The 25,954-nt window shown below is 45.2% G+C and carries 26 protein-coding genes and 1 riboswitch; of the genes, 5 read left to right on the forward strand and 21 right to left on the reverse strand.

Annotation, left to right across the window (positions count from 1 at the left end):
- Window positions 1–46 precede the first annotated feature (46 nt).
- A complete protein-coding gene (locus MHI21_RS13915; RefSeq protein ID WP_023988942.1) occupies window positions 47–556 on the reverse strand; it encodes a GNAT family N-acetyltransferase in 510 nt (169 codons plus the stop codon).
- A gap of 116 nt (window positions 557–672) precedes the next feature.
- Here MHI21_RS13915 and xerS point away from each other — a divergent pair, with 116 nt between their 5' ends.
- The gene (gene xerS, locus MHI21_RS13920; RefSeq protein WP_338532467.1) at window positions 673–1,773 is read left to right on the forward strand and encodes a tyrosine recombinase XerS; all 1,101 of its coding nucleotides are present in this window, start codon (window positions 673–675) and stop codon (window positions 1,771–1,773) included.
- A gap of 4 nt (window positions 1,774–1,777) precedes the next feature.
- Here xerS and mobB read toward each other — a convergent pair whose 3' ends face one another.
- From mobB to MHI21_RS13975, 11 genes are all read right to left on the reverse strand, one after another.
- On the reverse strand, window positions 1,778–2,326 hold the full coding sequence (gene mobB, locus MHI21_RS13925; RefSeq protein ID WP_165176970.1) for a molybdopterin-guanine dinucleotide biosynthesis protein B: 549 nt from the start codon (window positions 2,324–2,326) through the stop codon (window positions 1,778–1,780).
- Window positions 2,323–3,600: a gephyrin-like molybdotransferase Glp gene (gene glp / locus MHI21_RS13930; protein ID WP_342418382.1), complete on the reverse strand. Its 1,278-nt coding sequence runs from the start codon at window positions 3,598–3,600 to the stop codon at window positions 2,323–2,325. Before glp ends, mobB begins: the two co-directional genes overlap by 4 nt.
- Before the next feature lie 324 nt (window positions 3,601–3,924).
- The gene (locus tag MHI21_RS13935; RefSeq protein WP_257785361.1) at window positions 3,925–4,056 is read right to left on the reverse strand and encodes a hypothetical protein; all 132 of its coding nucleotides are present in this window, start codon (window positions 4,054–4,056) and stop codon (window positions 3,925–3,927) included.
- Window positions 4,029–4,577 (reverse strand): accessory gene regulator B family protein, encoded by a 549-nt coding sequence (locus tag MHI21_RS13940; RefSeq protein ID WP_342418383.1) that lies wholly within the window; start codon window positions 4,575–4,577, stop codon window positions 4,029–4,031. The genes MHI21_RS13935 and MHI21_RS13940 overlap by 28 nt, the downstream gene beginning before the upstream one ends.
- Window positions 4,528–5,241, reverse strand: a complete 714-nt coding sequence (locus tag MHI21_RS13945; protein WP_342418384.1) for a hypothetical protein — start codon at window positions 5,239–5,241, stop codon at window positions 4,528–4,530. The genes MHI21_RS13940 and MHI21_RS13945 overlap by 50 nt, the downstream gene beginning before the upstream one ends.
- 191 nt (window positions 5,242–5,432) lie before the next feature.
- On the reverse strand, window positions 5,433–5,885 hold the full coding sequence (locus tag MHI21_RS13950; protein WP_342418385.1) for an SRPBCC domain-containing protein: 453 nt from the start codon (window positions 5,883–5,885) through the stop codon (window positions 5,433–5,435).
- Between the two features lie 222 nt (window positions 5,886–6,107).
- Complete coding sequence (locus MHI21_RS13955) at window positions 6,108–6,863, reverse strand: DUF4247 domain-containing protein (RefSeq protein ID WP_069289667.1); 756 nt, start codon at window positions 6,861–6,863, stop codon at window positions 6,108–6,110.
- Window positions 6,864–6,876: 13 nt separating this feature from the next.
- Window positions 6,877–7,383 (reverse strand): DUF4178 domain-containing protein, encoded by a 507-nt coding sequence (locus MHI21_RS13960; protein ID WP_007432513.1) that lies wholly within the window; start codon window positions 7,381–7,383, stop codon window positions 6,877–6,879.
- 24 nt (window positions 7,384–7,407) lie between these two features.
- The gene (locus MHI21_RS13965) at window positions 7,408–7,815 is read right to left on the reverse strand and encodes a DUF350 domain-containing protein (protein ID WP_342418386.1); all 408 of its coding nucleotides are present in this window, start codon (window positions 7,813–7,815) and stop codon (window positions 7,408–7,410) included.
- A gap of 131 nt (window positions 7,816–7,946) precedes the next feature.
- Window positions 7,947–8,615 (reverse strand): PspA/IM30 family protein, encoded by a 669-nt coding sequence (locus MHI21_RS13970; RefSeq protein ID WP_013310486.1) that lies wholly within the window; start codon window positions 8,613–8,615, stop codon window positions 7,947–7,949.
- An 87-nt stretch (window positions 8,616–8,702) separates the two neighbouring features.
- Window positions 8,703–9,725: an NADH:flavin oxidoreductase/NADH oxidase gene (locus MHI21_RS13975; RefSeq protein WP_342418387.1), complete on the reverse strand. Its 1,023-nt coding sequence runs from the start codon at window positions 9,723–9,725 to the stop codon at window positions 8,703–8,705.
- A 295-nt stretch (window positions 9,726–10,020) separates the two neighbouring features.
- Here MHI21_RS13975 and MHI21_RS13980 point away from each other — a divergent pair, with 295 nt between their 5' ends.
- Window positions 10,021–10,827, forward strand: a complete 807-nt coding sequence (locus MHI21_RS13980; protein WP_069289669.1) for a polysaccharide deacetylase family protein — start codon at window positions 10,021–10,023, stop codon at window positions 10,825–10,827.
- 198 nt (window positions 10,828–11,025) lie between these two features.
- On the opposite strand, the gene MHI21_RS13985 is transcribed toward MHI21_RS13980, so the two are convergent.
- The 3 genes from MHI21_RS13985 to MHI21_RS13995 all read right to left on the reverse strand — a co-directional run bounded on the left by MHI21_RS13985 (window position 11,026) and on the right by MHI21_RS13995 (window position 14,277).
- Window positions 11,026–11,694, reverse strand: coding sequence for a 3D domain-containing protein (locus tag MHI21_RS13985; RefSeq protein WP_342418388.1), 669 nt, complete (start codon window positions 11,692–11,694; stop codon window positions 11,026–11,028).
- 6 nt (window positions 11,695–11,700) lie between these two features.
- Window positions 11,701–11,869, reverse strand: a riboswitch (cyclic di-AMP (ydaO/yuaA leader).
- A gap of 235 nt (window positions 11,870–12,104) precedes the next feature.
- Window positions 12,105–12,827 carry an amino acid ABC transporter ATP-binding protein gene (locus MHI21_RS13990; protein WP_013310491.1) on the reverse strand — a complete coding sequence of 241 codons (723 nt, stop codon included), beginning with the start codon at window positions 12,825–12,827 and terminating at the stop codon, window positions 12,105–12,107.
- A complete protein-coding gene (locus tag MHI21_RS13995) occupies window positions 12,814–14,277 on the reverse strand; it encodes an ABC transporter substrate-binding protein/permease (protein ID WP_165176986.1) in 1,464 nt (487 codons plus the stop codon). The genes MHI21_RS13990 and MHI21_RS13995 overlap by 14 nt, the downstream gene beginning before the upstream one ends.
- Before the next feature lie 148 nt (window positions 14,278–14,425).
- Between MHI21_RS13995 and MHI21_RS14000 the strand changes: the two genes are divergently transcribed.
- A complete protein-coding gene (locus MHI21_RS14000) occupies window positions 14,426–15,604 on the forward strand; it encodes a M20 family metallopeptidase (RefSeq protein WP_342418389.1) in 1,179 nt (392 codons plus the stop codon).
- A 42-nt stretch (window positions 15,605–15,646) separates the two neighbouring features.
- The gene (locus MHI21_RS14005; RefSeq protein WP_342418390.1) at window positions 15,647–16,717 is read left to right on the forward strand and encodes a hypothetical protein; all 1,071 of its coding nucleotides are present in this window, start codon (window positions 15,647–15,649) and stop codon (window positions 16,715–16,717) included.
- Between the two features lie 84 nt (window positions 16,718–16,801).
- Here MHI21_RS14005 and glgA read toward each other — a convergent pair whose 3' ends face one another.
- Window positions 16,802–18,244: a glycogen synthase GlgA gene (gene glgA, locus MHI21_RS14010; protein WP_342418391.1), complete on the reverse strand. Its 1,443-nt coding sequence runs from the start codon at window positions 18,242–18,244 to the stop codon at window positions 16,802–16,804.
- 21 nt (window positions 18,245–18,265) lie between these two features.
- Window positions 18,266–20,188, reverse strand: a complete 1,923-nt coding sequence (gene glgB / locus MHI21_RS14015) for a 1,4-alpha-glucan branching protein GlgB (RefSeq protein WP_342418392.1) — start codon at window positions 20,186–20,188, stop codon at window positions 18,266–18,268.
- Between the two features lie 236 nt (window positions 20,189–20,424).
- On the opposite strand from glgB, the gene MHI21_RS14020 reads away from it, so the two are divergent.
- Window positions 20,425–21,651, forward strand: a complete 1,227-nt coding sequence (locus MHI21_RS14020) for a glucose-1-phosphate adenylyltransferase (protein ID WP_342418393.1) — start codon at window positions 20,425–20,427, stop codon at window positions 21,649–21,651.
- 84 nt (window positions 21,652–21,735) lie between these two features.
- On the opposite strand, the gene MHI21_RS14025 is transcribed toward MHI21_RS14020, so the two are convergent.
- Genes MHI21_RS14025 through MHI21_RS14040 form a run of 4 tightly spaced genes read right to left on the reverse strand, consistent with a single transcriptional unit; the run spans window position 21,736 to window position 25,919 of the window.
- A complete protein-coding gene (locus MHI21_RS14025) occupies window positions 21,736–23,166 on the reverse strand; it encodes a HAMP domain-containing sensor histidine kinase (protein ID WP_071641091.1) in 1,431 nt (476 codons plus the stop codon).
- A complete protein-coding gene (locus MHI21_RS14030; protein WP_023988960.1) occupies window positions 23,163–23,861 on the reverse strand; it encodes a response regulator transcription factor in 699 nt (232 codons plus the stop codon). Before MHI21_RS14030 ends, MHI21_RS14025 begins: the two co-directional genes overlap by 4 nt.
- A 1-nt stretch (window position 23,862) precedes the next feature.
- Window positions 23,863–25,197 (reverse strand): hypothetical protein, encoded by a 1,335-nt coding sequence (locus MHI21_RS14035; RefSeq protein ID WP_160790034.1) that lies wholly within the window; start codon window positions 25,195–25,197, stop codon window positions 23,863–23,865.
- A complete protein-coding gene (locus MHI21_RS14040; RefSeq protein WP_103049153.1) occupies window positions 25,194–25,919 on the reverse strand; it encodes an ATP-binding cassette domain-containing protein in 726 nt (241 codons plus the stop codon). Before MHI21_RS14040 ends, MHI21_RS14035 begins: the two co-directional genes overlap by 4 nt.
- Window positions 25,920–25,954 lie beyond the last annotated feature (35 nt).

Here is a 25,954-nt window from a genome sequence, read left to right on the forward strand (position 1 = left end):
CTCTCCCCGACTCTTTTTCATTACTGATTTTTCTATTGTGAATTTTTCAGGTATTGAAAAACTGACTTATATTCCCTCTTACCGGATGTGTTTGTTCCCTGTACTCACCTTTCGTATAGCTTCCAATCACCTTACGCCAAAAGGATTGTGCCGGCCTATTGGTGCTCATTTGGGTCACCTTCCAACGTCCGTTAAAACGTCCAAACAGCTCATGAGCCGCCCAAGTCCCAACCCCATTATGCCGATAAGGACGAAGTACAAAGAACTCAGCCATGTAGTAGTCAGCTTCTCGATTGCTGGACATTCGGTCAACGAGTGCAAAGCCTACAGGAATATCCTGTCTCCAAATCAGAAAAGGCAGCTTCTGTTCACCGCTCGTCCAATATTGATACAAGTCTGGATAAGCCGGGAATGTACCCTTCTCAGTGACATCAATTCGAAGATAGGCTGTAAAATCGTATAAATAAAATTGCATGAGCTGTACAATAATGTCCTTTTGCGACTCCGGTACACTCTTAATAGACAGCTTCAGTTCCGATTTGATATTATACCCCATACTTTCACCTCTCTTGGCGGTTCAATCTGTTCTTTAACTTCGAATTACATCCCATCCAGTGCTGTTCAAAATATGCTAAAATACATATATATTATGACCGGACGAGGTGGAACCCAATGAATATACAAAAGATCATCGACCGGCGCAAACTAGATGAAAAAATGCCGGGATTACCATGGTACGTGCAGCAATTTATGGATTACAAGCTGCCCGACCTGTCCCCTTCCACATTACTAGAATATGTGCGGGATTACGAAGCTTTCTTTTCATGGCTTCGCTCGGAAGGCTTGTCTACTGGAGAAACAAATGCACAAGTTACACTGGAAGAATTGGAGACACTTCATATGGACAGTATTACAGGCTTTCGATTATTCCTGTCTACTAAGCGCGAAGGCTCCAACTCCCGTATTACCATTTCACGTAAGCTATCGTCCCTGCGTTCGCTTTTTCATTATTTGAGTCAGATCGCTGAGGATGAAAATTTTTATCCATTGCTCAAACGCAACATTATGGCCAAGGTCGAAATCAAGCGTATACATAAACCCAAGGATACGGCGGCCAAGCTTAAAGGTAAAATACTGGAAGAGGAAGAACTGCTTGAATTCATCGGCTATATTTATGAAGGCTATGGTCAGGATTTGGCCGATAACAAGCAGGCGTTATACTCCTATGAACTAAATAAGGAACGGGATGCCTGCATCGCCAGTCTTATTTTGAACTCAGGCCTGCGCGTATCTGAAATCGTCAATCTGAATCTGGATGATTTAGACATAAACAATAAATTAATATATGTGTACCGCAAAGGCAATAACGACGAAACCTTTAAAACGCCGGTGTATTTCCGCGAGCAATCCAAAGATGATCTCATACTTTATTTGTCCTTGAGACATACCCGTTACCGCGCCCCAAAAAAAGAAAAAGCTCTCTTTGTCGCACGTCCTAACGGCAGTACAGAAGGCAAACGGATGACCAAAAGAGCGATTCAGGCAATGATCATCAAGTACGCCAAGCGTTTCGGCAAGCCTTACCTTACCGTGCATAAACTTCGTCATTCCTTTGCTACTGATTATTATTTACAAAATGATATTTACAAAACAAAGGAACAACTGGGGCACGCTTCGACAGAAACAACAGAAGTGTATGCCCACCTGACTGACAAAACCATGTCCCAGGCGATCGAACGGCGGGTAGAGACTCTAACCGACTCAGCCGATTGATGTCTCACCCCTGCTTATTCCTCATTCCTTCTATCTGCTTTTGAATCTGTTCGAGCAGCCAGCGGCCTGCGGGTCCGTTGGCCTCGGCAGGAAATATCTGTATCATTTCATCTGAGTAGTGACCTTGAGCCCAATCCATTTGATGCTCCCAAACCGCTACTCCCTGTACATTTGTCAGCTTACCGGTAAGCTGAGCATCCGATTGTTCCTTCATCATGACCAACTTTGGATAATCCTCCTGCTTGAAGCCTTCCAACAAGACACAATCATAGGCCTGAAAATGCCGGATCAGACTGGTGACAGGCTGACTATGCTCCTCTAAAATGGCTGTTCTTCCAGCCGAAACAATAGCTACGCCTTCAGCACCCGCCTGTCGGTGCTTGTACGTATCTGTACCCTCATGATCCATTTCAAATTCATGTCCATCATGCTTGATCACTGCTACGCGTAGACCTGACTTCTGCACATAACGAATCAACCCTCCGAGAAAGGTCGTTTTCCCCGTATTTTTGAATCCGACGATTTGACATACAAATGGATGTTTCGTATTCACGTTACCTGTCCACCTTGTAATACCAGTACACGCACCTCTTCACCCTCGCGTAATCCTTCTGTTGTAGGAGGAATTACGATCAGACAGTCGCTGTCCTTAATGGTCACCATGACACTAGATTCATCTGCTCTCGCAGGAATCGCGTATACTTGCCCACCACGTATCTCCAAAGAGCTGCGTACAAAGCGTGTATAATTGTTTACCTTCGTATAATCTGCGCCTAACTTCGCCGTCCAGGTTTGTAAATATGGATGTGCCGAAGATAACATCATTTGGATCGTCGGCCGTACAAACAGCTCACAGCCTACAAAGCACGCACCGGGGTTGCCTGAAAGCGCAAATAACAGCTTGCCGTCAATCACTGCGGCTGTGGTCACACTTCCTGGACGCATCGTAACCTTGTTGAACAGCATATTCACATCTTCCTGTCGTACCAGGTCACCCATAATATCAAAATCCCCCACCGATACTCCTCCACTCGTGACCACGATATCATAGGCAGCTATCGCTTCACGTACAGAGGTACGGGCAAGGCTCAAATCATCATGAATGGCTTGTAAAATGAACGGCTCTCCTCCTGCCTCTCTAATTTGAGAAGCCAGCATATATGTATTACTGTTTCGAATTTTCCCCGGTTGTAACGGCTCATCCACTGCAAGTAATTCCGATCCTGTAGAAAAAACGGCCACCCTGGGCTTTCTGTAAACAGGTACCTGATGTACTCCAAAAGTAGCCAGTACCGAGATGTGCCCTGCTCCCAGGCAGGTTCCCTTACTAAGCAAAAGCTGACCTTCCTGAATCTCATGACCAATCTGTGTTACATTTTTGCCAATCTCCATACGCTTCTTCAAGCCGACATATGTTTGTCCGTTTTCCTCACGCAGCTGTGTTGCTTCCAGCATGACAACTGTGTCCGCCCCTTCAGGTAATTGCGCTCCTGTCATGATACGGGCAGCCATTCCAGTCTCCACCCGCTTGTCCGATACGGTGCCACATGGAATTTCATCAATCACATGTAACCAGATTTCCTGACCGGACGAGCAGACTTCGGTGTCCGAGCCAAGGATCGCATAACCGTCCATACCTGAGCGACGAAAACGGGGATACGGGTGTGGTGCGGTCAAATCCATTGCCAAAGAACGTCCATGCGCCTGCTCCAGCTCTACGTCTTCCCTTTCACCCTGTTTAACATGAATAGCTATCCTGCTTTGCGCCTCTTCCACCTGAACTGCTTTACGCTGGAATTTTTCTGCGTTTAATGATGTATGATTCATAATCTCACTCCGTTCTTCTAAAATGCCCTCTTTCTGTTATAACGCTAAATCCGTTATCTGGCAAATCGGGGGGGGGGGTCTAAGTATGTATGGCAATAAAAATAACCCGTGAATTCTACGGGTCATTTCTATAACTTTTTAAGTGCTTTAAGCTTATTATGAGACATAGAGCAAGTGAAGTCAGATTCTTCGAATCGCACCTCCAAATGCGTTAGACTCGATCTCACAAAACCAAGCCGTGATAGCTGAAAAGCTTCCTTGCAAGTCTGTGTGGTTAGCCCGATCGATAAAAGCAATACCCCAAATTGAAAACGCGGTACTTCATCAGTTCTTTTCTTTTTTCTTAAGCTCAGCCGGTATCGGTTTAGCACCAAATACTGTTTTTTCATTTTTGGTAGATTCGTTAGCGTATTTTCCCAGTCTTATATTTAAAGCTCTCGCCAATCTCTTATCCATTTTCGTTCACCTCCTTTCCATAAAGGAAGAATGCTGAATGCTTGAATAGCTAAAGCTAAACATATTATGTGGGACTGCATAAAAAAATTCACTGCGCATACCAAAACACATACCGTTTTATAATATTTGTGGTTATTGGTCTTATGAATATAAATAAAATGATTGGGTGCATAAACTAAAAACACTAATATTGAACAAGCATTAATAATCGAAATTGTTGATAAATTTAAAGAGACGAAGGGTATAGTTACACATATTGCCGTTGTAAAACAGACACAAAATGTAAGATTACTGAAGTGTGCCCCTCCTGAAAATCTTCTTACAAACATGATAGTAACCAGAGCGAATAACGATCCCAAAAAATGCCCAGTCATCCAAGCGATAACCGCAACCATTAGTATCGACGACACTTCGGTAATTTTTATACCAAGCGCATACTCCATCACTTCTACACTTGTTGGGCCATCAGGATCAGCTTTTTTTATTTCCGTTGCGATGTACCTTGATAGCGCTTCTAGCACCCTCGTAATCTCCTCTCTCTGAAAAGAAATACGACAAACCGAAAGTAAGCAATGAAATGGATAGTAATCCTATGGTATTTGATCTATAGAGCATATACAAAGTAATAAAAATGGTGGCAGCTGATATTAGAGCACCTAGAATCAACAGCTTATTTAGAGACGATAAGTAATTTTCAGCTCTTAAAAAATCATGTGGAGGCTGAATTATAAACGAGAATCCAAAGTTATATTTTCCCATCACAAAAGAAATAAAGTACGCAATAATAATAGAAGATAACTGAATAACGTAAATAGAAGAGCCAGAAGTATCATTAATAACACCTGGTTCTGCTACTCCGAAAAAATTTGCAAACAGAAATACAAAAAGTTGTAGGTTAATGTAGGCTGTTAGACCAGAACCAGCAGAAAAAGCTGCTAGATGGGTTTTGATCCCTAAACCGAATCTAAAAAAGATAACCATTAACAAATACTGAAGCGGCAAATCTAATTTAGGCAAGCCTATAACTTCCCTCATTAGAAAGGAAAACAAAGCTATGCCAATTGCATAGAATAATATTTTTGTGCGATATTCCCTCACGGGAAGCATATAAAGCTTTAAGACCAAAATAACAGCGGCCAAAGCATCGAATACACCAAGTAATATATATAAAAAAGCAGATAACACAGATACACCATCCTCTTATTTCGCCTGTTGTAATTGTATATTTTACTAATAGATGTGGCAATGAAATAATCTAGTAAACTGGTAATATTTGTTTTTATGTAAGGTAAATATTATTTTTGTCGTCAAAAAATATGAAAAGAACGATTTTAAAATCGTCCTCTTGTTGCAATTTTAGCCTGTAACCTTCTGAATTATCTATCTGGCATCATCCTTTTGTCGAGCTGCTCAATTACAAGCGGCCAAGCCTGCTCATGTTGGTTCCTTGAATTCTCATCTGGAAAACCTGCATGCGTTAAGTAAAGATGCGTGCCATTACCGCGAGGTTTAAGCTCAACGGTGACCACTGTTTCAGCTCCCTTGGTGCCGCCTTCGCCAGTAACCCAAGTCAGCTCGATAAGTCTGTTTTGCTCAAGTTTTAGAAATCTTCCGTAATGTGGATGACGCTTCCCTTCAAAATGCGTTTCGAAAAAGAAGGTCGTGTTCAATTCAGCCTCCATTAATACTGATCCTGGGGCTGCAAACCAACTGTCAAACTGCTTCGTCCACGCCTGATACAGGACATTCGGAGAACACTCCATTTTTCGTTCCACCATTAGATTAAATGGTCTTTGTGAAAGATCTGGCCAAGAAATAGATAGTACCATTTAATTTTCAATCCCTTCAATCAAACAGAGTTTTGATTATCTCTACATTATTATATCCATAAAGGTGTAGGTTGCGGCTGCTTTCCCTTATCTGTCCACTTCTACTTGATGGCTGTGCCGCTAGATGATCACCAACGTCATCTCTAAAAATAAAAAAAGGAACTGTGCATCAGTACCACAGTTCCGCGAATCTTTTGTTTTCAAATAAATTGACGATACCCGTCATCGTCGACTTCGTCGGCTGATTTTACCTGAACCGCTACGTGTTTTGGGCTTACTATAAGATCTACGCGGCGAATCAAATATGCTGGAACCGCCGCTGTCGCTACGGTCACGTGAAATCGAGCCTCTGCTCGGTGAACTGCTGGACCCTCTGTCGAACAGACTTCCGCTTGATCCAACACTGGAATCCGAGTTCTTTCCTCTACGGGTAACCGAACCTTTCCGCTCCACCGTAATCGGCGGAATCGCCTTTTTCTCCTGCACCGTAGGGGCACGATATTGGCCCTGAGAAGGTCGGTATACATCTCTGCTGGAGTAGCCCCGATAGGAGCCTGAACCACGCAACGAATCAAACAGAGCATCCAGCACAGTTGCGGTTAAGTATCCTTTTAGAAAGCTTGAACTGTAATTTTGTTCGACATACTTTTTACTGTCAATCTCAATGAGTGTATCTTCCTTCTTAGCTGGATCTTGCTGCAAATGGTACCACTCATCGCTATATACCAGAAACATCCGCTCATTGCTCTGCGGTGACATTTGTTCCGGTGTACGCTGTTCTTTCAATTCCTCCGCTACTTCCGGAACTGTCTTGCCAGCTGCCCGGTATACATACGAGGTTGAGTTTCCGCTGCCACTAACCGATTCCAGCGGATACGTATCTTTTACACTTGGCGCGCCGCAGCCGCTTAACACGGATACGAACAAGCTCAGCGCCACCATGATCTTTAATGCATACTGCCAGGTGCGTTTGCTCATGTGTAACCCTCTCCTAGCTTGCCCGAATAACCTTGACGTCTCCGGTAATCACTTCTTCTCCTTCATAAAGCATAAAGCGACCGTCCTGCCACTCTACCCGCAACAGATGATAATCATCAGACTGGTACTGCCAAACATGCTGCTCTCCACCCTGTCGGAAAGGAGCACGGCCCATGACGGTAACATGCCCAGAATACTGCTCCTCCAAATGATACGTTGTATCATCCAGCTCTAAAATGGTCGGCACTTCCTCAGGGTTGTCAAGTCTGCCGTCGATGGCCTGATATAGTCCGAATTGCAGTGTTTCCCGTTCCTCAATATGAAGATAACTGACTTGATTACCATCCTGAAGCGTCAAAACAACGGCATTCCGGGCACGATTATGTACACGACCTACCACTTCATAGGTAACAAGCGACACTTCACAGATATCACCTGGATTTAAGTGAAGCATGCTTTTCTCTGCTTTTGGCGGCTCCGGCTTAGCAAATAGATTTGAAATTCGTTTCCACACACCCATGGTTATATTCCTGCCTTTCTTAGCCTAGAAGCATGCTGTAATGATCAAGGCGCCAACCAGATGCAGCGCTCCTGAAAACAGACCGAAACCAATTTTACCTTCCTGTGTACCTTTATCCAGATCAAACTGAGCCCAGTACCGCAACAGCAGACGTACAATAACTTCCAAAACAAGCAGGATGACAAAGGCGATCACAGAATACACAAGCGCTTCGAGCAAATTATTAGCTGTAGCGATAGACCCCGACAAAATATAGCCTTGTGCAAACAGCTTCATAATCATTCGTACCGTTACGGCCATATTTCCAGCTTTCACTTCGGCAAAATCCTTATACTTTGTAAATAAAGAGTCGATATACATTAATGCGAAGATCAAAATAGCCCCCGCACCAGTCCATACAAGCATTGCTTTCATCGTTTCTAAAAAATGCATTTCATACCATCCTCCACATCTTCTTGACCTTCATATAATGTTTTACGCCTCCAGGCAGGGAAAAGCGAAGGAGAAAACGTTTCTCCTTCGCTTCCTGAGCAATCACACTTGGTGGCATTGCTAAAATGTTCTTATTTATTTTCGTATTGCTTTAACAAAGCGGCAAGCTCATCGTCCACGGCGCTTTTCTTATCCAGCTCTTTGAACTCTTCATCCAACGATTTTTCCTTAGATGACATTTCGTTGCTCGCTTCGGCACGTGCTTCTGCTTGCAGCATTTTTTCTTCCATACGCTTCAATCCGGCAGTTGCCGTATCAGAGCTAAAACCGTTCATAGCTTTGTTAATTTCGGTTTGCGCTTTAGCTGCATTATAACGGGCAACCAGTGTCTCGCGCTTGTTTTTCATTTCTGTCAGCTGTCTGCGCATTTCATCCAGCTTGCCACGTAGATTATCGGCTGCAGCTTTATTCTGTTCGTAACCAGCTTTGAACTCGTTCATTTTTTGTTCAGCAGATTTCTTTTCTTCCAGCGCACGACGGGCCAGATCTACATTTTGTGCTTTTGCAGCGGTATGTGCCTGTTCTTCACGTTTCTTTACCAAAGCAGCCTGTTCTTCGTATTGCTGTTTGAACCTTTTTTCAATAGCAATTTGAGCGGCTACCGCTTTCTCTGCATCTTCCAGGTCCTCTTGCATATCACGAATGTATTGATCCGTCATTTTAATTGGATCTTCTGCCTTGTCGATAATGGCGTTAATGTTGGACATCGTAAGATCTCTTAATCGTTTGAAAATAGACATGTGAAGTTCCTCCTAGAGTTGAATGCTTAAATTTTAAGCTCTGTACACATGTTTACGCAAGCTTTGCAAAGAGGGTTTCAAAAATATCTAAAAACCGCGCAAGTAAGGCTCTGGGATGTCGGCCTGTACTTTTAGCTCCCTCGATGCATGCAGCGCCCAATAGGGATCACGCAGCATGGCACGCCCTATTGCTACCAGATCAGCTTCTTTCTGCTGAACAACCCGGCGGGCGTCCTCATAATCATCCAGTAAGCCAACAGCAATCACAGGTACATTCAACTTTTCTCGGATGGTATGAGCCAAATCCACCTGATAGCCGGCACGCGCAGACGGGCCTCCGCCAGAACCAATCGGACCCTCACCACCAGAAGAAATATGGAAAATATCCACACCTGCATCACGATATCGTTCCCCTACGCCTGCTATGTATTCCACATTATATCCATCCTCGACGTATTCTTTGGCAGATATCCGCATAAGCACAGGCATATCAGCAGGAAGAACCTCTTTAACAGCATGTATGACCTCAACACCGAACAGTGACAAATCCTGCCCATATTCATCTTCTCTGGTATTTGTTAAAGGCGAATGAAATTGATGGATCAGATAGCCGTGAGCGCCATGTATCTCAACCGTATCAAAACCGGCTTCCACCGCGCGGCGCGCGCCTTCTTTGTATGCCTGGACCAATTCCCTGACTTCAGCTGTCTTTAAGGCGTGCGGCTTTTTAAAGCGTTCGCTAAAAGGAATCGTGGACGGACCCACAGGTTGCTCAGCATCTTCAGCCTTGCGTCCAGCGTGGCCTAGTTGAATACCAATCTTGGCACCATACTTGTGGACTTCCTCTACAATCTTACGATATGCAGAAATATGTTCGTCACTCCAAATACCTAAATCACGATCCGTAATACGTCCATCTGGATGGACCGCTGTCATTTCCACAATAATAAGTCCAGTGCCACCTACTGCACGGCTCACATAATGGACATGATGCCAATCCGTTGGATTTCCGTCCTTGGCCTCCACGCTGTATTGGCACATCGGGGGCATGACAATCCGATTTTTTAAAGAAAGCCCCTTTAATTGATAAGGAGTAAACAAGTCGGTCACTTTTATCCATCCTTCCTTCAATTCCATGTCTGTATAATTATGAATTGCATCCCCATTATACACCAGCTGTCACGGTATACCGAATTCGTTGTAAGGCTAAAACTTGCGAAAATGCTCCTGTTTTCGGTCATGTTTAAGAGAATATGTACGTCTAGCTCCATCATCTTCATTGATAATCGTTTCTCTTTCCAGTCGTTTATGAGCCGAACTTGGTTACCAGCATATTTTTAATAGGACAGGTACATAATAGTCGAGAGCACCACTAGGTACCACTGCACGGAAAGGGGGGATACATATGCCGTACAGGGGAGTGTTGCCATGCTTGGCACTGTTACTAGCATTCTCAAGTTTACCCGTTCACGCGGATGCGCCTCCCAACACCGGAACGCCCCATCCCAAGGAAGCAGCTGTTGCTTCTTCTGTACATCAGAGCACAGATCGAGCAACTCCTACATTAGCAATGCTGCGAAAAAAACATGCGGACATTTTTAAAATGTGCGGTCCACACACCCGCCAAATTGCCCTAACCTTTGATGATGTGCCCGATTCTAGGTATACGCCGCAGGTTTTGGACGTATTACACGCCAATGGCATCAAAGCCACCTTTTTCATCGTCGGTCACCGTGCGGAAAAGCATCCGGGGATCATACGCCGTATTATCCGTGAAGGCCACGCTATAGGAAACCATTCCTATACTCATCCAGATTTTAGGAAGGCCACACCAGAACGCTTTCGCAACCAGATTACAAAAACAGAACGTATTTTGCAAGCCAGCGCAGGTTTTCGCCCCAAGTTGATTCGTCCACCCTACGGTGAAATCACGGAGCCTCAAATCCAATGGGCACGTCGTCATGGCTATATGATTGTCAATTGGAATGTAGACTCTCTCGATTGGAAGGGATTAAGTAAAACACAAATTCAGCGCAATGTGATTCCAGCTACCGGGCCTGGCTCTATTATTTTAATGCACGCAGGTGGAGGTCAAAGTTCCAACCTGCAAGGCACTGTCCAAGCTCTGCCGGGTCTAATTCACTCTCTAAAAGCTAAGGGCTACAAATTTGTGACAGTCCCCCGGCTACTCCACACATCGGAACGGAAATAACCATATGTTTATGATTGAGCTGCAAGCTAAAGCAACGTAAAAAGGCTGTCTTACCAGCAGAAGTTTTCTGCTCGTCAAGACAGCCTTTTTTATGGATAAGACCTGATAAGAGTCCGACCTAGTTATATGCGGTAGGATACAGACATTAAGTTTACATAATATATATTATGTTTAATTAAACCGTATATACGTACAATGCTATTTATCAATAACGTACAGCTTCACATTTTGAAATCCAAAGTCGTTCACAAATGATTTGTTGCCAGGAATAAAGATATCAATCCTCTTTCCTGTAATGGCGCTGCCCTGATCGCGAGCGACAGCTACAAAAGAATGATCCGGCAAACCTGGGTGGGAATAGCCTGTAACCAGCACTTTCGTGCCCATCGGAATGACGTTCGGGTCTACCGCAATTGTACCTAGTTTAAGCGGATTGCCGTAGTAGTCCACTGCTCCCCATTTACCATTCTCGTCGGCTGCGGCAGAATACGCTGAAGCCTTAACGTCAACTATTTTGCTATAGTTGAATGTTTTGCCCCACGCTTCAATCGTTGGCCCCTCATTCGCTGTTGCTTTCTCCGTAAGAAGCTGCGGCTTCGAATCCGAAGCTGCCTTCACACTTTTTTCGCCAGGTACCTTAATTTGCAGACCTGCATATATATTGTTGGAAGCAATGTTTGGGTTCGCCTTCGTTAGCTCGTCTACCGATACTCCATAACGTTGAGCAAGCAAAAAGAAGGTATCGCCCTCTTTGGCAGTGTGAAGCGAAGCAGCATCCGCTACTCCAGCTGTCTGTGCCAACCCTGCAATAGCTGCGGCAAGCACCGCAAATTTCATCGTTTTACCAATATGTTTTAGATGTTTCAAAGATATGTACCTCCTCTGTTATGCCTGCGAAGTTAGCTGTCGGATTCGGACTCAGGAGAAGCCCTATGCTTGTGCAATTCACCCCTAGGCATATTCCACATCGTCTTATGACGTATCGGAATGACTGCCGTTGTTACGTCCCCCGCACTTCCCATAGTTTGGACCCAGCATTCAGCGTTTGTCATAACTGTATGCTGTCCCGGTAAGTTTTGGCTTACTGCATAATATCACAATTTTGTAACCTTATCCGCATGAAAATGTTGGGAACCTTGAACATCATACTATACTCGTTACAATTTTGTCATCAAGAAATCGATATTTGTTACGAAAGTATGGGGAAATGGTGACAAAAAGAAAAAAAGCCCTCCGTTAAACGGAGGGCTTTTTTTATAGATTATATCAGCACTTCCTTACAATACTTTGGCAAGAAAATCACGAGTGCGATCATGGCTTGGAGTGCCAAATACCTGCTCTGGTGTACCTTGCTCTACAATTTGACCGTTATCCATAAAGATAATTCGATCGCCCACCTCGCGGGCAAAACCCATTTCATGCGTCACGATTACCATTGTCATGCCGCCTTCGGCGAGCTTCTTCATTACATCCAGAACCTCTCCAACCATTTCAGGGTCCAATGCAGAAGTCGGCTCATCGAACAGCATTACGTGCGGCTGCATGGCCAAAGCACGCGCAATCGCAATACGCTGCTTCTGACCACCGGATAGCTGGTTCGGATAGGTATTCTTCTTATCCTCAAGCCCTACGGTACGCAGGAGTTCTAGCGCAATTTTTTCCGCTTCTTTGCCTGACTGTCTTCTAACCTGCGTTGGTGCAAGCGTCAGGTTCTGCAACACTGTTTTATGCGGGAAAAGATTAAAATGCTGGAACACCATCCCCATCTTCTCCCGGGTTACATTAATATTATGGCCACGAGCTGTAATCGGCTCGCCCTCAAATAAAATCTCCCCGTCTGTAGGTTGTTCCAACAGATTCATACAACGCAAAAACGTACTCTTCCCCGAACCACTGGGGCCGATGATGACGACGACTTCACCTTTTGCGATATCTATATCAATGCCTTTTAAAATCTCATTCTTACCGAACGATTTACGCAGTTGTTTAACGGTGATCACTGGCTCTCAACTTCCTTTCCCATAAACCCAGCAGCTTAGACAAGCTGAATGTCATTACAAAATAAATAGCGGCTGCGATTACGAACGGACTTAATCCTTCGTAGGTGATGTTCTTAATGACCTGGGCCTGATACATAATATCCACCATCCCAATGGTCGAAATAATGGATGATTCTTTAATGATCGTAATAAACTCATTACCGATAGCAGGCAAAATAGATTTAAACGCTTGCGGCAAAATGACATGACGCATAGCTTTACCGCGTCCCATACCCAACGAACGAGCAGCCTCCATCTGTCCACGGTCTACTGCCTGGATACCTGCTCGGAAAATTTCAGCCAGATATGCTGAACTATTCAGAGACAATGTGATTATACCAGACTGGAGTGGGGTAAAATTGACACCCAGCGTCAAAGCAACCCCGTAGTGAATGATCATAAGTTGTACCAGCATAGGTGTGCCACGCAGGATCTCCACATAAGTGGTACCTAACCACTCAATGATGCGTATACCGCTCATCCGCAGCAAGGATACGATCAGACCAATGATAAATCCAAACAGGACTCCGAGTGCAGACAGCAACAGAGTGTAGCCGATACCCGTAGCGTAAAAACTGCGGTATTTCCAAAAAATATCTACGATGTTATTAGAAGAAACCTGTCGATCTGCAGAGAGCGCGCTCGCTTCTGTGGAAAACTTTTCAATCGACCCGTCCGCTTTTAGGCGAGCCAACGTTTTATTTACAGAGGCAAGCAATTCTGCGTTCCCCTTGCGTATACCTACAGCTGTTTCTGCTCCGGCATCCTCAGGCACGGCCTTGGCAAGTGTTACGGTACCATCTAACGTGTATCCTTTAGCAACCGTATCTTCGATCACAACAGCGTTGATACGCTGGGTCCGCAGCTGGAGTACCAGATCGGATATTTTGTCCAGTGAGGTTACAGTGGCATTGGGCACTTTTTGAGCAATTTCTTCCTGAATACTCCCTTTTTGTGCCCCAATCTTCTCGCCTTTCAAAGTATCCATCGTAGGATATTTGTCTTTATCCTCTGGGCGTACCATAATGACTTGCTTGGAGCGATAATATACATCTGAAAAATCAATGCTCTTTCTCCGCTCATCCGTCGGTGTCATACCGGACAGTACCAAGTCTACACGACCACTTTGCAAAGCAGGCAGCAAAGAGTCAAAACTCATGTCCTCAGGGACCATCTCCGCATCCAAATCCTTGGCGATTTCCTTGGCGATATCCACATCGAACCCAACAATGGTATCCTTACCGTTAATGACTTTATGAAACTCATACGGTGGAAAGTCGGCACTCATGCCCACTACAAGTTTTTTCTGTGGCTTTGCTTCCGTTCCGTATGCAGTGAGCATGGGAAGACCAGTCAACAGCAAGATAACCGCCGACAAAACCAGGGCGGTAAAACGATATGCCTTTTTCAATCTTTTTTTCTCTCCTTAAATTCTTTATAATAAATAAGATTGTGTCATTATAAATGAATATGCATGATTATGCAATGAATGTTATAGTACAATTTCAGCATACCTAACGCAGTACCTACATTACAGTTTATATAAAGGAGTTTTCAGCATGGATTTTAAGCAGACCATTCAAAAGACAATTGAGCAGCATGCCCCACGGTTTAAGGACATTTCGTTATATATTGGCGCAAATCCTGAACTTGGAAACGAGGAATTTCTGGCCGCTGCCCGTTTAAAAGAAGAACTGATTTTTCACGGCTTTGAGGTCCAGGCAGCCGTATTGGGCATAGAAACAGCCTTTATTGCAACTTACAAATCTGCAAAACCCGGACCGGTTGTCGCTTTTCTGGCAGAATATGACGCTCTGAAAGGTCTAGGACACGCCTGTGGGCACCATTTGATATGTATGATGAGTACAGGTGCTGCCGTCGGCCTCAAGTCGATCATCGACGAAACTGGTGGAGAAGTACGGGTATATGGCACACCTGCCGAAGAAACACGCGGTGCAAAGGTCCCGATGGCCGCTGCCGGGTTGTTTGATGATTGCGACATAGCACTTATGACGCATCCTTATGACCATTACGAAAAATCAGGCAAATCACTGGCGATTGATGCTGTACAATTCGAATTTTTTGGTCAATCTGCTCACGCGGCTGCCAGCCCGCACGAAGGCATTAACGCGCTGGACGCTGTGATTCAAACGTTCAATGGCATCAATGCGTTCCGTCAACAAGTAAAAAGTACAGTGCGTATCCATGGGATCATTAACCAGGGTGGGCAAGCAGCCAATATTATTCCTGATTACGCCTCAGCCCAATTTTATGTGAGAGCCGCTACTCGTCAAGAACTGAACCCGCTGACTAGCCGTGTTATTCAAATTGCTGAAGGAGCTGCTTTACAGGCCGGGTGTCGTTTGAAGACCTCCAATTATGAGACTTCTTATGATGAAATGGTCACGAACCGTGTACTTTCCGATGCGTTTACCGCAAATTTGGTGCAGGCTGGCATTTCACAAGAAGATATAACGGAAGGCGAAGATCACGGCTCCATGGATATCGGAAATGTATCGCTTCATTGCCCTGCTATCCATCCGTACATTCAAGTTATTGACGAGAAGCATGCCTTGCATACACCAGAATTCCGCGATTTGGCGATGCAGGACCGGGCCATGGAAGGAATGCTGCTGGCTGCGAGAACTTTGGCATGGACTGCTTGCGATGTAATCACGAATCCTGAACTGCTAGCCCAGATAAAAAAAGAATTCGCTCTGCTGAATAACGAACGCTAAATCTTAATTCCGTGTTCTTTCAGAAAGGAGTAGTCAGCCATCATGGATAGTATGAGCAGTTTTTGGATGTTGTTTATTGTGGTGGACCTCATCATTTTTTGGTTTATATTCCGTGCAATACGCAGGAACCGGGGAAACAGAAAGACACGGCGCCGGAATGCTTTTTTCCTCAGCTCCCCTTCTCCTTCGTCCCTTACACAGGAGCGTCATCCAGAGATTACAGAGCTGATGCAGCTACTGGAGCAATCCATTCCCGCCTCCTATGCTCATAGCGTAAGGGGTCGTGTAATGGAAGCCCACCCAGAGCTGACGGACCAAGAATATGATTGGCGCTGGCATGAGCTAAAACGATATTTTATGCTATGCGCGATTATGAATAGAGTGCCTATGTTCAGTAGTGATGTGGATGAATTATGGCACGAAATGTTGATGTTTACCCGCGAATATCAGCAATTCTCGGAAGCTTTTTTTGGTCGTATGCTTCACCATGCGCCCCATTCCGGCGGCTCTAAGCCGATGCCTGAGGAGCGGGCGTGGTTTGACTGGTTGTATGTGGAATGCTTTGGCTGGAACCGCTATAGCGCTAGTTTGTGGGGTACTTTTTTTAATCATCCATTACCGAACGACGAGCTTTCGCGCTATTATAAACTCGCAACTTCGACGCAGCCAGCAGGTGACCGCTGGAATACGCAGGAGAATACAGCCATTTCACAGCAGGCCCAACAAGCGGTTCATAAGATTGTACAACATCTGCGCGAGCGGGTGAATAAAGCGGTGGATGATCCTGAGGGTAAGCAATTGCCTAAGGTCAACTATTTACAGGTCGACTATTTATTATTAGCTGTTGTGTGGTATTCATGGTATCAACCTGAACAATTTGCCGTACACATGCACCCGGATGCTACAGGTAATGCCGTATTAGCTAGCTCATCCGGCTGTAGCTCGGCAAGCGGTTGCTCGAACTGGGATACACATCACTCGCACCATCATTCCTCCCATGACAGTTCTCATCATGGAGGCTCTTCTCACCATGATTCAGGCGATTCTGGTAGTCATTCTTCGTGTAGCAGCGGCTCTTCATGTGGAAGCAGCTGTGGTGGCGGGGGCGACTGATCATAGCAAAAAGGGAATTCCTCAGCCAAACACTGGCTAAAGGGATTCCCTTTTTCATTAACATGACTATAGTGTTCCTACTCTTCAGTCCGTCTTTGTTAGCAAATGGTAAATATCCATATACGCTTTAGCTGAAACATCCCAACTATATTCTCCTGCAAAAGCCGTCTGTGTAAGCTTCGACCAATGCTCAGATTGGCGATAAAAATGAACAGCACGACGAATAGTGTTCAGCATATCATGTGCATTGTAGTTCGTGAAACTAAATCCGTTTCCTTCCCCTGTGGACTCATTGTAAGCCTGCACAGTATCGTTAAGGCCCCCTGTTTCTCGCACAATAGGGATACTTCCATAACGAAGCGCCAGCAGTTGGCTGATCCCGCAAGGCTCAAATCTTGATGGCATAAGATACATATCACTTGCCGCATATATTTTTCGTGACAGAGGTTCGCTAAAAGCGAGCTGCGCCGACATTTTCAGTGGATAGCGTCCCGCTGCCTCACGAAACCAATGCTCAAAAGCCGGGTCCCCTGTTCCCAGAACGACAAACTGGATATCATCATAATACAGGATTTCGTCAAGCACTCTCGTTACCAGATCTAGCCCCTTCATATCTACAAGCCGGGTTACCATGGCAATCATAGGTACGTCTGGCCGCACCGGCAGACCCAACTCCTTTTGCAGGCCAATTTTGTTTTCCATTTTCTTTGTCAGACTCGTGCGGTACTTCGTATAAATACGATTGTCCGTGGCAGGATTGTAGCTTTTGGTGTCAATTCCGTTCACAATCCCTGTTAAGCGACCCTGATCTCCCAATTTACGAAGCAGACCCTCCAGCCCGTATCCGTAAAATTCTGTTTGAATCTCCTCTGCATAGGTTGGACTCACGGTCGTGACATGATCCGAGTACGTAAGCCCACCTTTCATAAAATTCAGTCTACCATGATACTCCACACCCTCGGGGGTGAAATAGCTTCCATCCAGGTTGAGCAGCTCAGTTAAGACCCCATACGGAAAATCCCCTTGATACAGCAGATTATGTATCGTAAACACCGTGCGAATATCGCTGTAGAAGGGCAAATGTCGATAATCGGCATTCAGAAGCAGCGGAACCATTGCCGTATGCCAATCATGACAATGCAAAATATCCGGTCGAAAGTTCAGTTCAGGCAGCATTTCTAAAATCGCCCGGTTAAAAAAGGAAAAACGTTCGCCATCATCCATATAACCGTAAATACCGTCACGACCGAAGTAATACTCATTGTCTATAAAATAAACCTTGATTCCGTCTAATGTCAGTTCCTCTATTCCGCAATATTGATTACGCCAGCCTACGGCTACTTGCTTCACCGCTACCGGACGCAGAGACTTTTTATAAGTATCGGGAATCCCCGCATATTTAGGTAAAATGATTCGGACGTCGCACCCCGCCTGACGAAGTGCCTTCGGCAGTGCGCCAATGACATCAGCCAACCCGCCTGTTTTAATAAATGGATGTGCTTCTGCTGCCGCAAACAAAATGTTCATATGTGCTTCCTCCTTATGTGTTTAATCTGCTTTTTTAGACCTCCGAGGCGCTTTCTTGAGTATAACGATGCTTAGGGGTGGTATGGTCACCTCCAAGCTGTAAAGCTGTCCGTGGCAAGGAATGGAAGCGGTCCGTATCACTCCAGTATTTAGCTGACCACTTCCCCCAAAGTCCTTATGATCGCTGTTCAGCAGTTCGATATAACTCCCGGCCTTTTCCAGCCCAATTCGGTAGTTCTCTCTAGGCACGGGCTGAAAGTTAATTAGCACGACCAGTGTATCTCCCGGCTTTTTACTTTTACGTAAATACGTAATTACGCTCTGCCCACGATCCTCCGCTTCAATCCACTGATATCCATCCCACGAATGATCCAGTTCCCATAACGCCTTTTCCTGAATATACAAATGATTCAGCGCTTTCGTATAAGCGTGCAGCGAACGGTGACTGTCATAATCCAGCAGAAACCAGTCAAGCTGCTCTTCATCCTTCCATTCGATGAATTGGCCGAATTCCCCTCCCATAAATAAGAGTTTTTTGCCCGGTGAGGTGATTTGGTAACCGAGAAGCGCTCGAAGCCCGGCAAATTTTTGCTCATAGCTACCTGGCATTTTATCAAGCAGCGACTTCTTACCATGAACAACCTCATCGTGCGACAACGGCAGTGTAAAATTCTCGCTGTACGCATAAGCTATGGGGAATGTCAGCAAATTATGGCGCTCCGGCCTCTGATCGAAATCCGTTTCAATATAATCAAGCGTATCGTTCATCCAGCCCATATTCCATTTGTAATTAAAACCGAGTCCTCCATCGCTTACCGGGGAAGTCACCATCGGCCAGGCACTGGACTCCTCTGCCATCATCAGAGCATACGGATAATAGCGGAATACTGTTTCATTCAGTTGTTGAAGGAAGGCAATAGCCTCCTCATTTTCAATGCCTCCTTTAGAGTTAAAACGATATTGACCGTCCTGCTTTTCAAAATCCAGTCGTAGCATACTTGTCACAGCATCTACGCGCAGGCCGTCAATATGGTACACATCCATCCAGAATAGCGCATTAGATATCAGGAAAGAACGCACCTCCGGCTTGCTGTAATCAAACGTCAGCGTTCCCCAGCCGGGCTTTTCCGCAATCAGCGGATCCGCGTATTCGAACAGGGGCGATCCGTCAAACAGCCTTAATCCATGAGCATCTTTTGCAAAATGGGCTGGCACCCAATCCATCAGCACTCCGATTCCCGCCTGATGGCAACGATCCACCAAATACATAAAATCATGCGGCTCTCCATAACGGCTTGTGAGTGCAAAATATCCGGTAAGCTGGTAGCCCCAGGAAAGATCATACGGATGCTCACTCAGCGGCATCAGCTCAATATGTGTATACCCCATATCGGTCACATAAGGCACAAGAAGCTCAGCTATTTCCCTGTATGTATAAAACGTACCATCTTCTTTTTGCTTCCAAGTGCCCAGATGAAGCTCATATATGTGCAGAGGTTTTCCATAAGGTGCTCTACGTTTTCGGCGCCAAATCGCATCGTTCCAAGCATAACCATCTATAGAAGCTACCACAGAAGCCGTTGCTGGCCTCACTTCAGCACGTACCGCGTAAGGGTCTGCTTTCAGAAATCGTTCACCGTTTGCACCCGTAATGTCGTATTTGTAAAAAGTTCCTTGGGATATCCCCGGAAAAAAACGACTCCAAAAACCGGATTTGGGAACCCTATATAAGGAATCCTGTTCCCCATTCCAGTTGTTGCGATCTGTAGCAAGCCCGACATGGAGAGCATGAGGAGCCCAGACCGTAAAGCGGACGCCCTGTTCTCCGTTCTCCACAGTAAGGTGGGAACCCAAAGATCGGTAGCTGTGATAAAGCGTTCCTTCATGAAACAAATAAATATCTTCCGATGAAATAGCCTGTTGCGGAAGAGTTTGGTCTGTCATCACGTCACCACCCTTATATGTTTTGTAAGTAAAAATGTATGAATCGGTAATGCAGTCGCTTTTGGGTCAAAGCTGACCTGAGTTATTACCCCATTCTAGCCACATTGAACAGAAAAATGACTAGGAAAAAAATAAACCTTAGTTTTGGGGGAATCTTATATACCTTATGGTTTCAAGAGTACCCCATACCGTTTATGTATGTACTACACTGACAACTAAACCGGGAGGGAAACGAAATGTTTAATAAAGAATGCATTGCCATGCTGCTGGCAGGCGGAGAGGGACGCCGTCTTGCTCCCCTTACTTCAACGATTGCAAAACCCGCCGTACCTTTTGGCGGTCATTACCGGATCATCGATTTTCCTCTCAGTAACTGCGTAAATTCAGACATTGATACTGTAGGTGTCTTGACGCAATATGAGGCAGAATCCTTGCACGAACATATCGGGGATGGAACACCATGGGGTCTTACGAAAACAGATGATAAGGGAATTACCCTACTTCCATCTTATAACACAGGTAACGCTGAATACTTAGGAACGGCAGATGCTATTCATAAGAATATCGAATATATTGACAGCCAAAATCCGGAGCATGTGCTTATTTTATCCGGTGATCATATCTACTATATGAATTATCGTGAAATGCTGAACCACCATAAGGAAAAAGGAGCTGCGGCTACCATTTCTGTCATGGAGGTACCTTGGGATGAAGCACACCGTTTTGGTGTTATGAGTGCCGATGAAGATCTGCGTGTCACAGAATTTGCAGAGAAGCCGGAGAAACCGGAAAGTAATTTGGCCTCCATGGGGATTTACCTTTTCAAATGGGATTACTTAAGAAATTACCTGTTAGAAGACGCACAGGATGCTCAATCCAGTCATGATTTTGGTAAAGATATCATACCTAAAATGTTAGCGGACCAAGAATCCTTGTACGTTTATGAATTCCAGGGCTACTGGAAGGACGTAGGTACCGTTAAAAGCCTATGGGATTCACACATGGATTTGTTACACGAAGATTGTGCGATCGACCTTCAACGCAAGGACTGGCCGATGTATACACGTGAACGCCGCACAAGGTTGAGCGCACAAAAGGTACCTAACCGTCAAACACAACCATTGGGCAGCTTGTTGCATGATTCCTGCCAAGTAGAGGGTCGAATAGAACGCTCCGTTGTATTTAGTGGTGTCGAGGTAGGTAAAGGTTCAGCCATTAAAGAAAGTATCGTTATGCCTGACACACGCATTGGACGTAACGTCCATATTGAACATGCGATTATCGGTGAAGGTGCAGTGATTCGCGATGGTGCTGTCATTAAAGGTAAACCGGGCGAAATTATGGTCATCGGACCCAATGAAACGGTATTTGGTAAAATGGCGGTACGACCGCAAACTACGCGTATGCTGAAAGAAGCTTACGAGCGCAATACACGCTTGCGTGCCGAAGGTTTTACTTCATAACGTTACCCCCAAATTAAAAACAGCCAGCCCTCCCGATTTGAGAGGACTGGCTGTTTTTCTAGTTAAATCTATACAATGGGCCTTTTAAATCAGCCCTTCAGTAAGTTGTGATGGTTCCACGGACTGCTCTGCTTGCAGAGCAGGTAATGAAACCGTAATGGTAGTTCCAGCCCCCAGTTCACTTCTAATGAGCATCTGACCATGATGACGCTCGATAAACTGTTGCGAGATTGCCAATCCCAGTCCAGTACCACCGTTTTGGTGGTCTACCTGGAAAAAGCGGTCTCTAACTCTGGCAAGATTTTCAGCACTAATTCCAATCCCTGTATCTTGTACGGATATCTCGATATTGCCATCAATCCGTTGTAGAGACAGGAAAATAATTGAGCTTTCATGCGAAAACTTGATAGCATTGTCCACAATGTTCAAAAACACCTGTTTTAGACGGTTACCGTCTCCATGGACGAGATATGCCGTTTCCTCCGAATCCAGCTGAAGTTTTATCTGCTTCATTTCTGCTTTGGCCCATACGTTCAGCATAATTTCCTGCAAAAGCTCCCGTAGATCCACCGTTCCCATCACAAGCTTCATGGCATTCTGCTCCAGCTTGGAAAAATCGAGGATTTCCTCCACCAAGCCAATCAGTCGATCCGTCTCTTTAGAAATAATCTTCATCCCGATTTTCGTCTCTTCCGGGTCATAACCGCCAGAATTTAACGTTTCACTCCAACCCTTAATAGATGTAAGCGGAGTACGCAATTCATGAGATATGGATGATATAAAATCATCCTTGATTTGATTTGTTCTGACAATTTCCTGTGCCATATAGTTCAGAGTCGAAGCCAGTTCACCCAACTCATAGCGATAATCGCCTTCAATGCGTGCATCAAACCTCCCCTGAGCCATCTGAGCAGATACATCGCGTATATTATTAATTGGTCTAACAATGGAATTCGCGAGCCCTGTACTGACCACAAATACAATAACCAGTACAGCTGCCATGATGCCAAGAGAAAACAGCGTAATCGTAAACAGCTTATCATTTACCAATTCCAGCGAAGTCGTATACCGAATAACATACACCTGGTCTCCGACGATATTGTCCAGTTTTTGAGATACCGCCATCACTTGCTGCCCCGTACTCGGTTGCTTTCCGATCCATTTGCCCGTATCTCCAGCTAATGCTTGTGTCACATCACTTGTTTGCACACTTAGATCTGCTGCAAAATTCGTCGAGTTATCAATTACATTTCCCTGTTCATCAAGCAACTGCAGTTCAGTGAAGGGCAGAGAAAATGTATTTAACAAATACGATTGCAAAGACTGTTCCGGCTCTTTGAATTTGGGTGCAAATTCACTTACCGATTCGATACGGCTTTCGATATGTTTGTAAATGGAATCGTAATAGTACGACCGGAGTGCAAACATAAAAATGACTTCTACTAACAGAAGCGCCAAGAACACTACGAAAAAATAGTGAAGCACAATCTGTCGGCGAATTCCCTTTTTGATCATTGAGACTGACCTTTCCATTTATATCCATGTCCCCAGACTGTTTGTAAAAAAGCTGGCTCGGAAGGATTGTTTTCAATTTTCTGCCGCAGACGTCGGATGTTCACATCCACAATTTTCGGATCGCCCATATATTCCTTGCCCCATACGTGGTCAAGTAGAACATCTCGGCTGAGCGGCGTGTTTTCTTTTTCGAGAAAAAATTGAATCAAGGAAAACTCAGTCGGTGTCAACTCGATCAGCTGCCCGCTCTTCTTAAATTGCTTAGCAATCAAATCTAGCGTGAACGGACCGGATTGGAAGGATACTTTGGCTGCTGTTTCACGATGTACATTCACCCGACGCAATAACGATTGAATACGTGCAATCAGCTCCGTCGGGCTAAAAGGCTTGCTCACATGATCATCGGCCCCTACAGACAAGGCATACACCTTATCCTGCTCCTGTACCTTCGCTGTGAGAAAAATAATGCCGATGCGCTCATTCGTTTCCCGGATTCTCCGACAGACTTCAAAACCATCCATACCGGGTACCATTACGTCAAGCAGTGCAATATCAATATCCCGCACCGTGTTCAAAATATTCAGAGCCTCATGCCCTTCCGACGCCTCCAGCACCTCAAAACCGTTACGTTTCAAGTTAATGACAATAAAACTGCGAATGGATTCCTCGTCTTCCATGATTAAAACTTTACTCACTCTACTCTACCTGCCTTTCCCCCATCTTGTTTTTTATGGTTTTACGCGGTTCCAGCTCACTGGATCGCTTAATGCCAATGACCTGCGCATTCGTTCGCCACAGTTGGCTATACCCTTCGTTGTTTCGCTCCCATTGTGACAACGAGAAAAATTTAATTTCCGCTATCGTTTTGTCTGTATCATCCAAAATGAAGCGCAAATAGCTGTCCTTCTTCGAAACTTTCGGATCAATCGTCACCTTGCCATGCAGCTCTTTCGGCAATCTGAAGTAGACCTGTTCATTAGAATCACGATACTGCTGCTGCTTAAAAATCGTTCCTTTCGCCCCGTCCCACTGATAAAACGACACAAAATATGGAACCTCATCCAGTGGTTTGTTACTCCAACCTTTTGGCTTCTCCAAATTACCAAATTCCAGAATACCGTCACCATCCACATCACCACTGGCGATGGTCGCATCCTTGAAAGTGACATCCATAAGATTAAGCTTCCTGAGCTTGCCGTGATCCATCACAATGACATTGGAGACGGTAGTGGTCTGGGCAATTTTGGTGTCTATAACAATCCCCTGTCTACCCTCGGCTACCTTGCCAGCAACGACATTATAGACACCTAAGACCTGACTGTCCAAATCCAACGATCCGATTTCCTTAAAGGTTCCCCCACTGAATTGAAATGTTTTAACTGTAAAGAATTCATTACGTCGCAGCGTGATAATCGTCAAATCATTCAAATTATCCCCATTCAAGTCCATCTTGTTATGGTTAAAATCATCTACGACGAAGTCCGTATAGCCTGTAGCATATATTTTCTCCAGAGTTCCTCCGGTATAGGAATACACGATGAGTCCCTTCTGATCCCCGCCATCGCCACTATCTCCACTGGAAAAACCCGCTACAATATCGAGTGTTCCATCATTCGTTAAATCCACGAGCTTAAATGACTCTAGCACAGTGCCTTCCCCATCAAACGTTAGCTTCTTTACCCACGTTCCGCCCTGATCTTCAAACAAGGCACCATGTATTTTTACACTCTCATCTGGCGTTTCATAAAAGAGCACTGCTTCGTCTGTACCATCATTGTTCAGATCACCCGTCCGAATTGGCGTCGGGTCATCTGGGTCATTCGGCCTTAAAGGCTGTACCGCCCCTAGTTGCGTATTCACTGCACCATTCAACTGCTGTTTCTCGTCAGACATCGTCGGTGTCTCCATCAGCGAAATGGGATCGCTAATAACATTACAGCCGCTTAAAAATCCAGCAAGGAGCAGCAAGGAACAGCAGGCAGCCACCATTCTCAACAGCATTATTTTCACTTCTCTTGCCGTCCCCTTCACAATTTGTTCTTTTCTGCTTGTGTCAATCGTCTTCCCTGAATATCAAACACCAATTCACCATCATTCAACCCCCATATACGGGAAGCAAAGCGTTCAGCCATTTCCAGCGGCAATACAGTAATGATCGTCACCCGCTCGTCAGAACACAGCTTGCGAAAGGTCTCCAATACATGCGCTGCCGAAGCTGGATCAAGTCCATTTACAGGCTCATCAGCTAAAATAACTTTAGCTCCGTGCACGAGAGCACGCGCAGTCGCTACCCGCTGCCGCTCGCCACCACTGAGCTTGTCACATTTATCATGCGCCTTATCCAGCAGACCCAGATCCTCCAGTACGTCCATCGCTCCCATATAATCGTCGGAACGCACCATACCCGTCACCATTCTCCACATTGGAGTTTGACCGGATCTGCCAATGAGCACATTTTTAAGAGCGGTTCGATTCATATTTAGATGCGGGTTTTGCTCCAGGTATGCCCATTCCCGCTTTATTTTCATCTTGCCCGTCCACCCGAATTTCAGCACATCATTGCCACCTACAATTAAACTGCCTTCATCCCATGGCTCTTGTAAAGCAAGACAGCGAAGCAGCGTTGTTTTGCCGCTTCCACTTGGCCCCACTATGGCAATGAATTCGCCCTGATGAATTTCAGCATCAATTCCTCGAAGTAGCTGGGTCCGTTCAGGCCCCACTTGCTTGGTCAGCTTCCGAATTTTAATCATCTAAGTGATTCCCCTTTGCGCGCCATCAATACTGT

The organism is Paenibacillus sp. FSL H8-0168, from assembly GCF_038592955.1.
Taxonomy (GTDB): domain Bacteria; phylum Bacillota; class Bacilli; order Paenibacillales; family Paenibacillaceae; genus Paenibacillus; species Paenibacillus polymyxa_B.

Coding starts and splice junctions, on each gene's coding strand:
- MHI21_RS13915 (WP_023988942.1), bottom strand. CDS start 556: ATGGGGTATAATATCAAATCGGAACTGAAGCTGTCTATTAAGAGTGTA.
- xerS (WP_338532467.1), top strand. CDS start 673: ATGAATATACAAAAGATCATCGACCGGCGCAAACTAGATGAAAAAATG.
- glp (WP_342418382.1), bottom strand. CDS start 3,600: ATGAATCATACATCATTAAACGCAGAAAAATTCCAGCGTAAAGCAGTT.
- MHI21_RS13935 (WP_257785361.1), bottom strand. CDS start 4,056: ATGGATAAGAGATTGGCGAGAGCTTTAAATATAAGACTGGGAAAATAC.
- MHI21_RS13950 (WP_342418385.1), bottom strand. CDS start 5,885: ATGGTACTATCTATTTCTTGGCCAGATCTTTCACAAAGACCATTTAAT.
- MHI21_RS13955 (WP_069289667.1), bottom strand. CDS start 6,863: ATGAGCAAACGCACCTGGCAGTATGCATTAAAGATCATGGTGGCGCTG.
- MHI21_RS13960 (WP_007432513.1), bottom strand. CDS start 7,383: ATGGGTGTGTGGAAACGAATTTCAAATCTATTTGCTAAGCCGGAGCCG.
- MHI21_RS13965 (WP_342418386.1), bottom strand. CDS start 7,815: ATGCATTTTTTAGAAACGATGAAAGCAATGCTTGTATGGACTGGTGCG.
- MHI21_RS13970 (WP_013310486.1), bottom strand. CDS start 8,615: ATGTCTATTTTCAAACGATTAAGAGATCTTACGATGTCCAACATTAAC.
- MHI21_RS13980 (WP_069289669.1), top strand. CDS start 10,021: ATGCCGTACAGGGGAGTGTTGCCATGCTTGGCACTGTTACTAGCATTC.
- MHI21_RS14000 (WP_342418389.1), top strand. CDS start 14,426: ATGGATTTTAAGCAGACCATTCAAAAGACAATTGAGCAGCATGCCCCA.
- MHI21_RS14005 (WP_342418390.1), top strand. CDS start 15,647: ATGGATAGTATGAGCAGTTTTTGGATGTTGTTTATTGTGGTGGACCTC.
- glgA (WP_342418391.1), bottom strand. CDS start 18,244: ATGAACATTTTGTTTGCGGCAGCAGAAGCACATCCATTTATTAAAACA.
- glgB (WP_342418392.1), bottom strand. CDS start 20,188: ATGACAGACCAAACTCTTCCGCAACAGGCTATTTCATCGGAAGATATT.
- MHI21_RS14020 (WP_342418393.1), top strand. CDS start 20,425: ATGTTTAATAAAGAATGCATTGCCATGCTGCTGGCAGGCGGAGAGGGA.
- MHI21_RS14025 (WP_071641091.1), bottom strand. CDS start 23,166: ATGATCAAAAAGGGAATTCGCCGACAGATTGTGCTTCACTATTTTTTC.
- MHI21_RS14040 (WP_103049153.1), bottom strand. CDS start 25,919: ATGATTAAAATTCGGAAGCTGACCAAGCAAGTGGGGCCTGAACGGACC.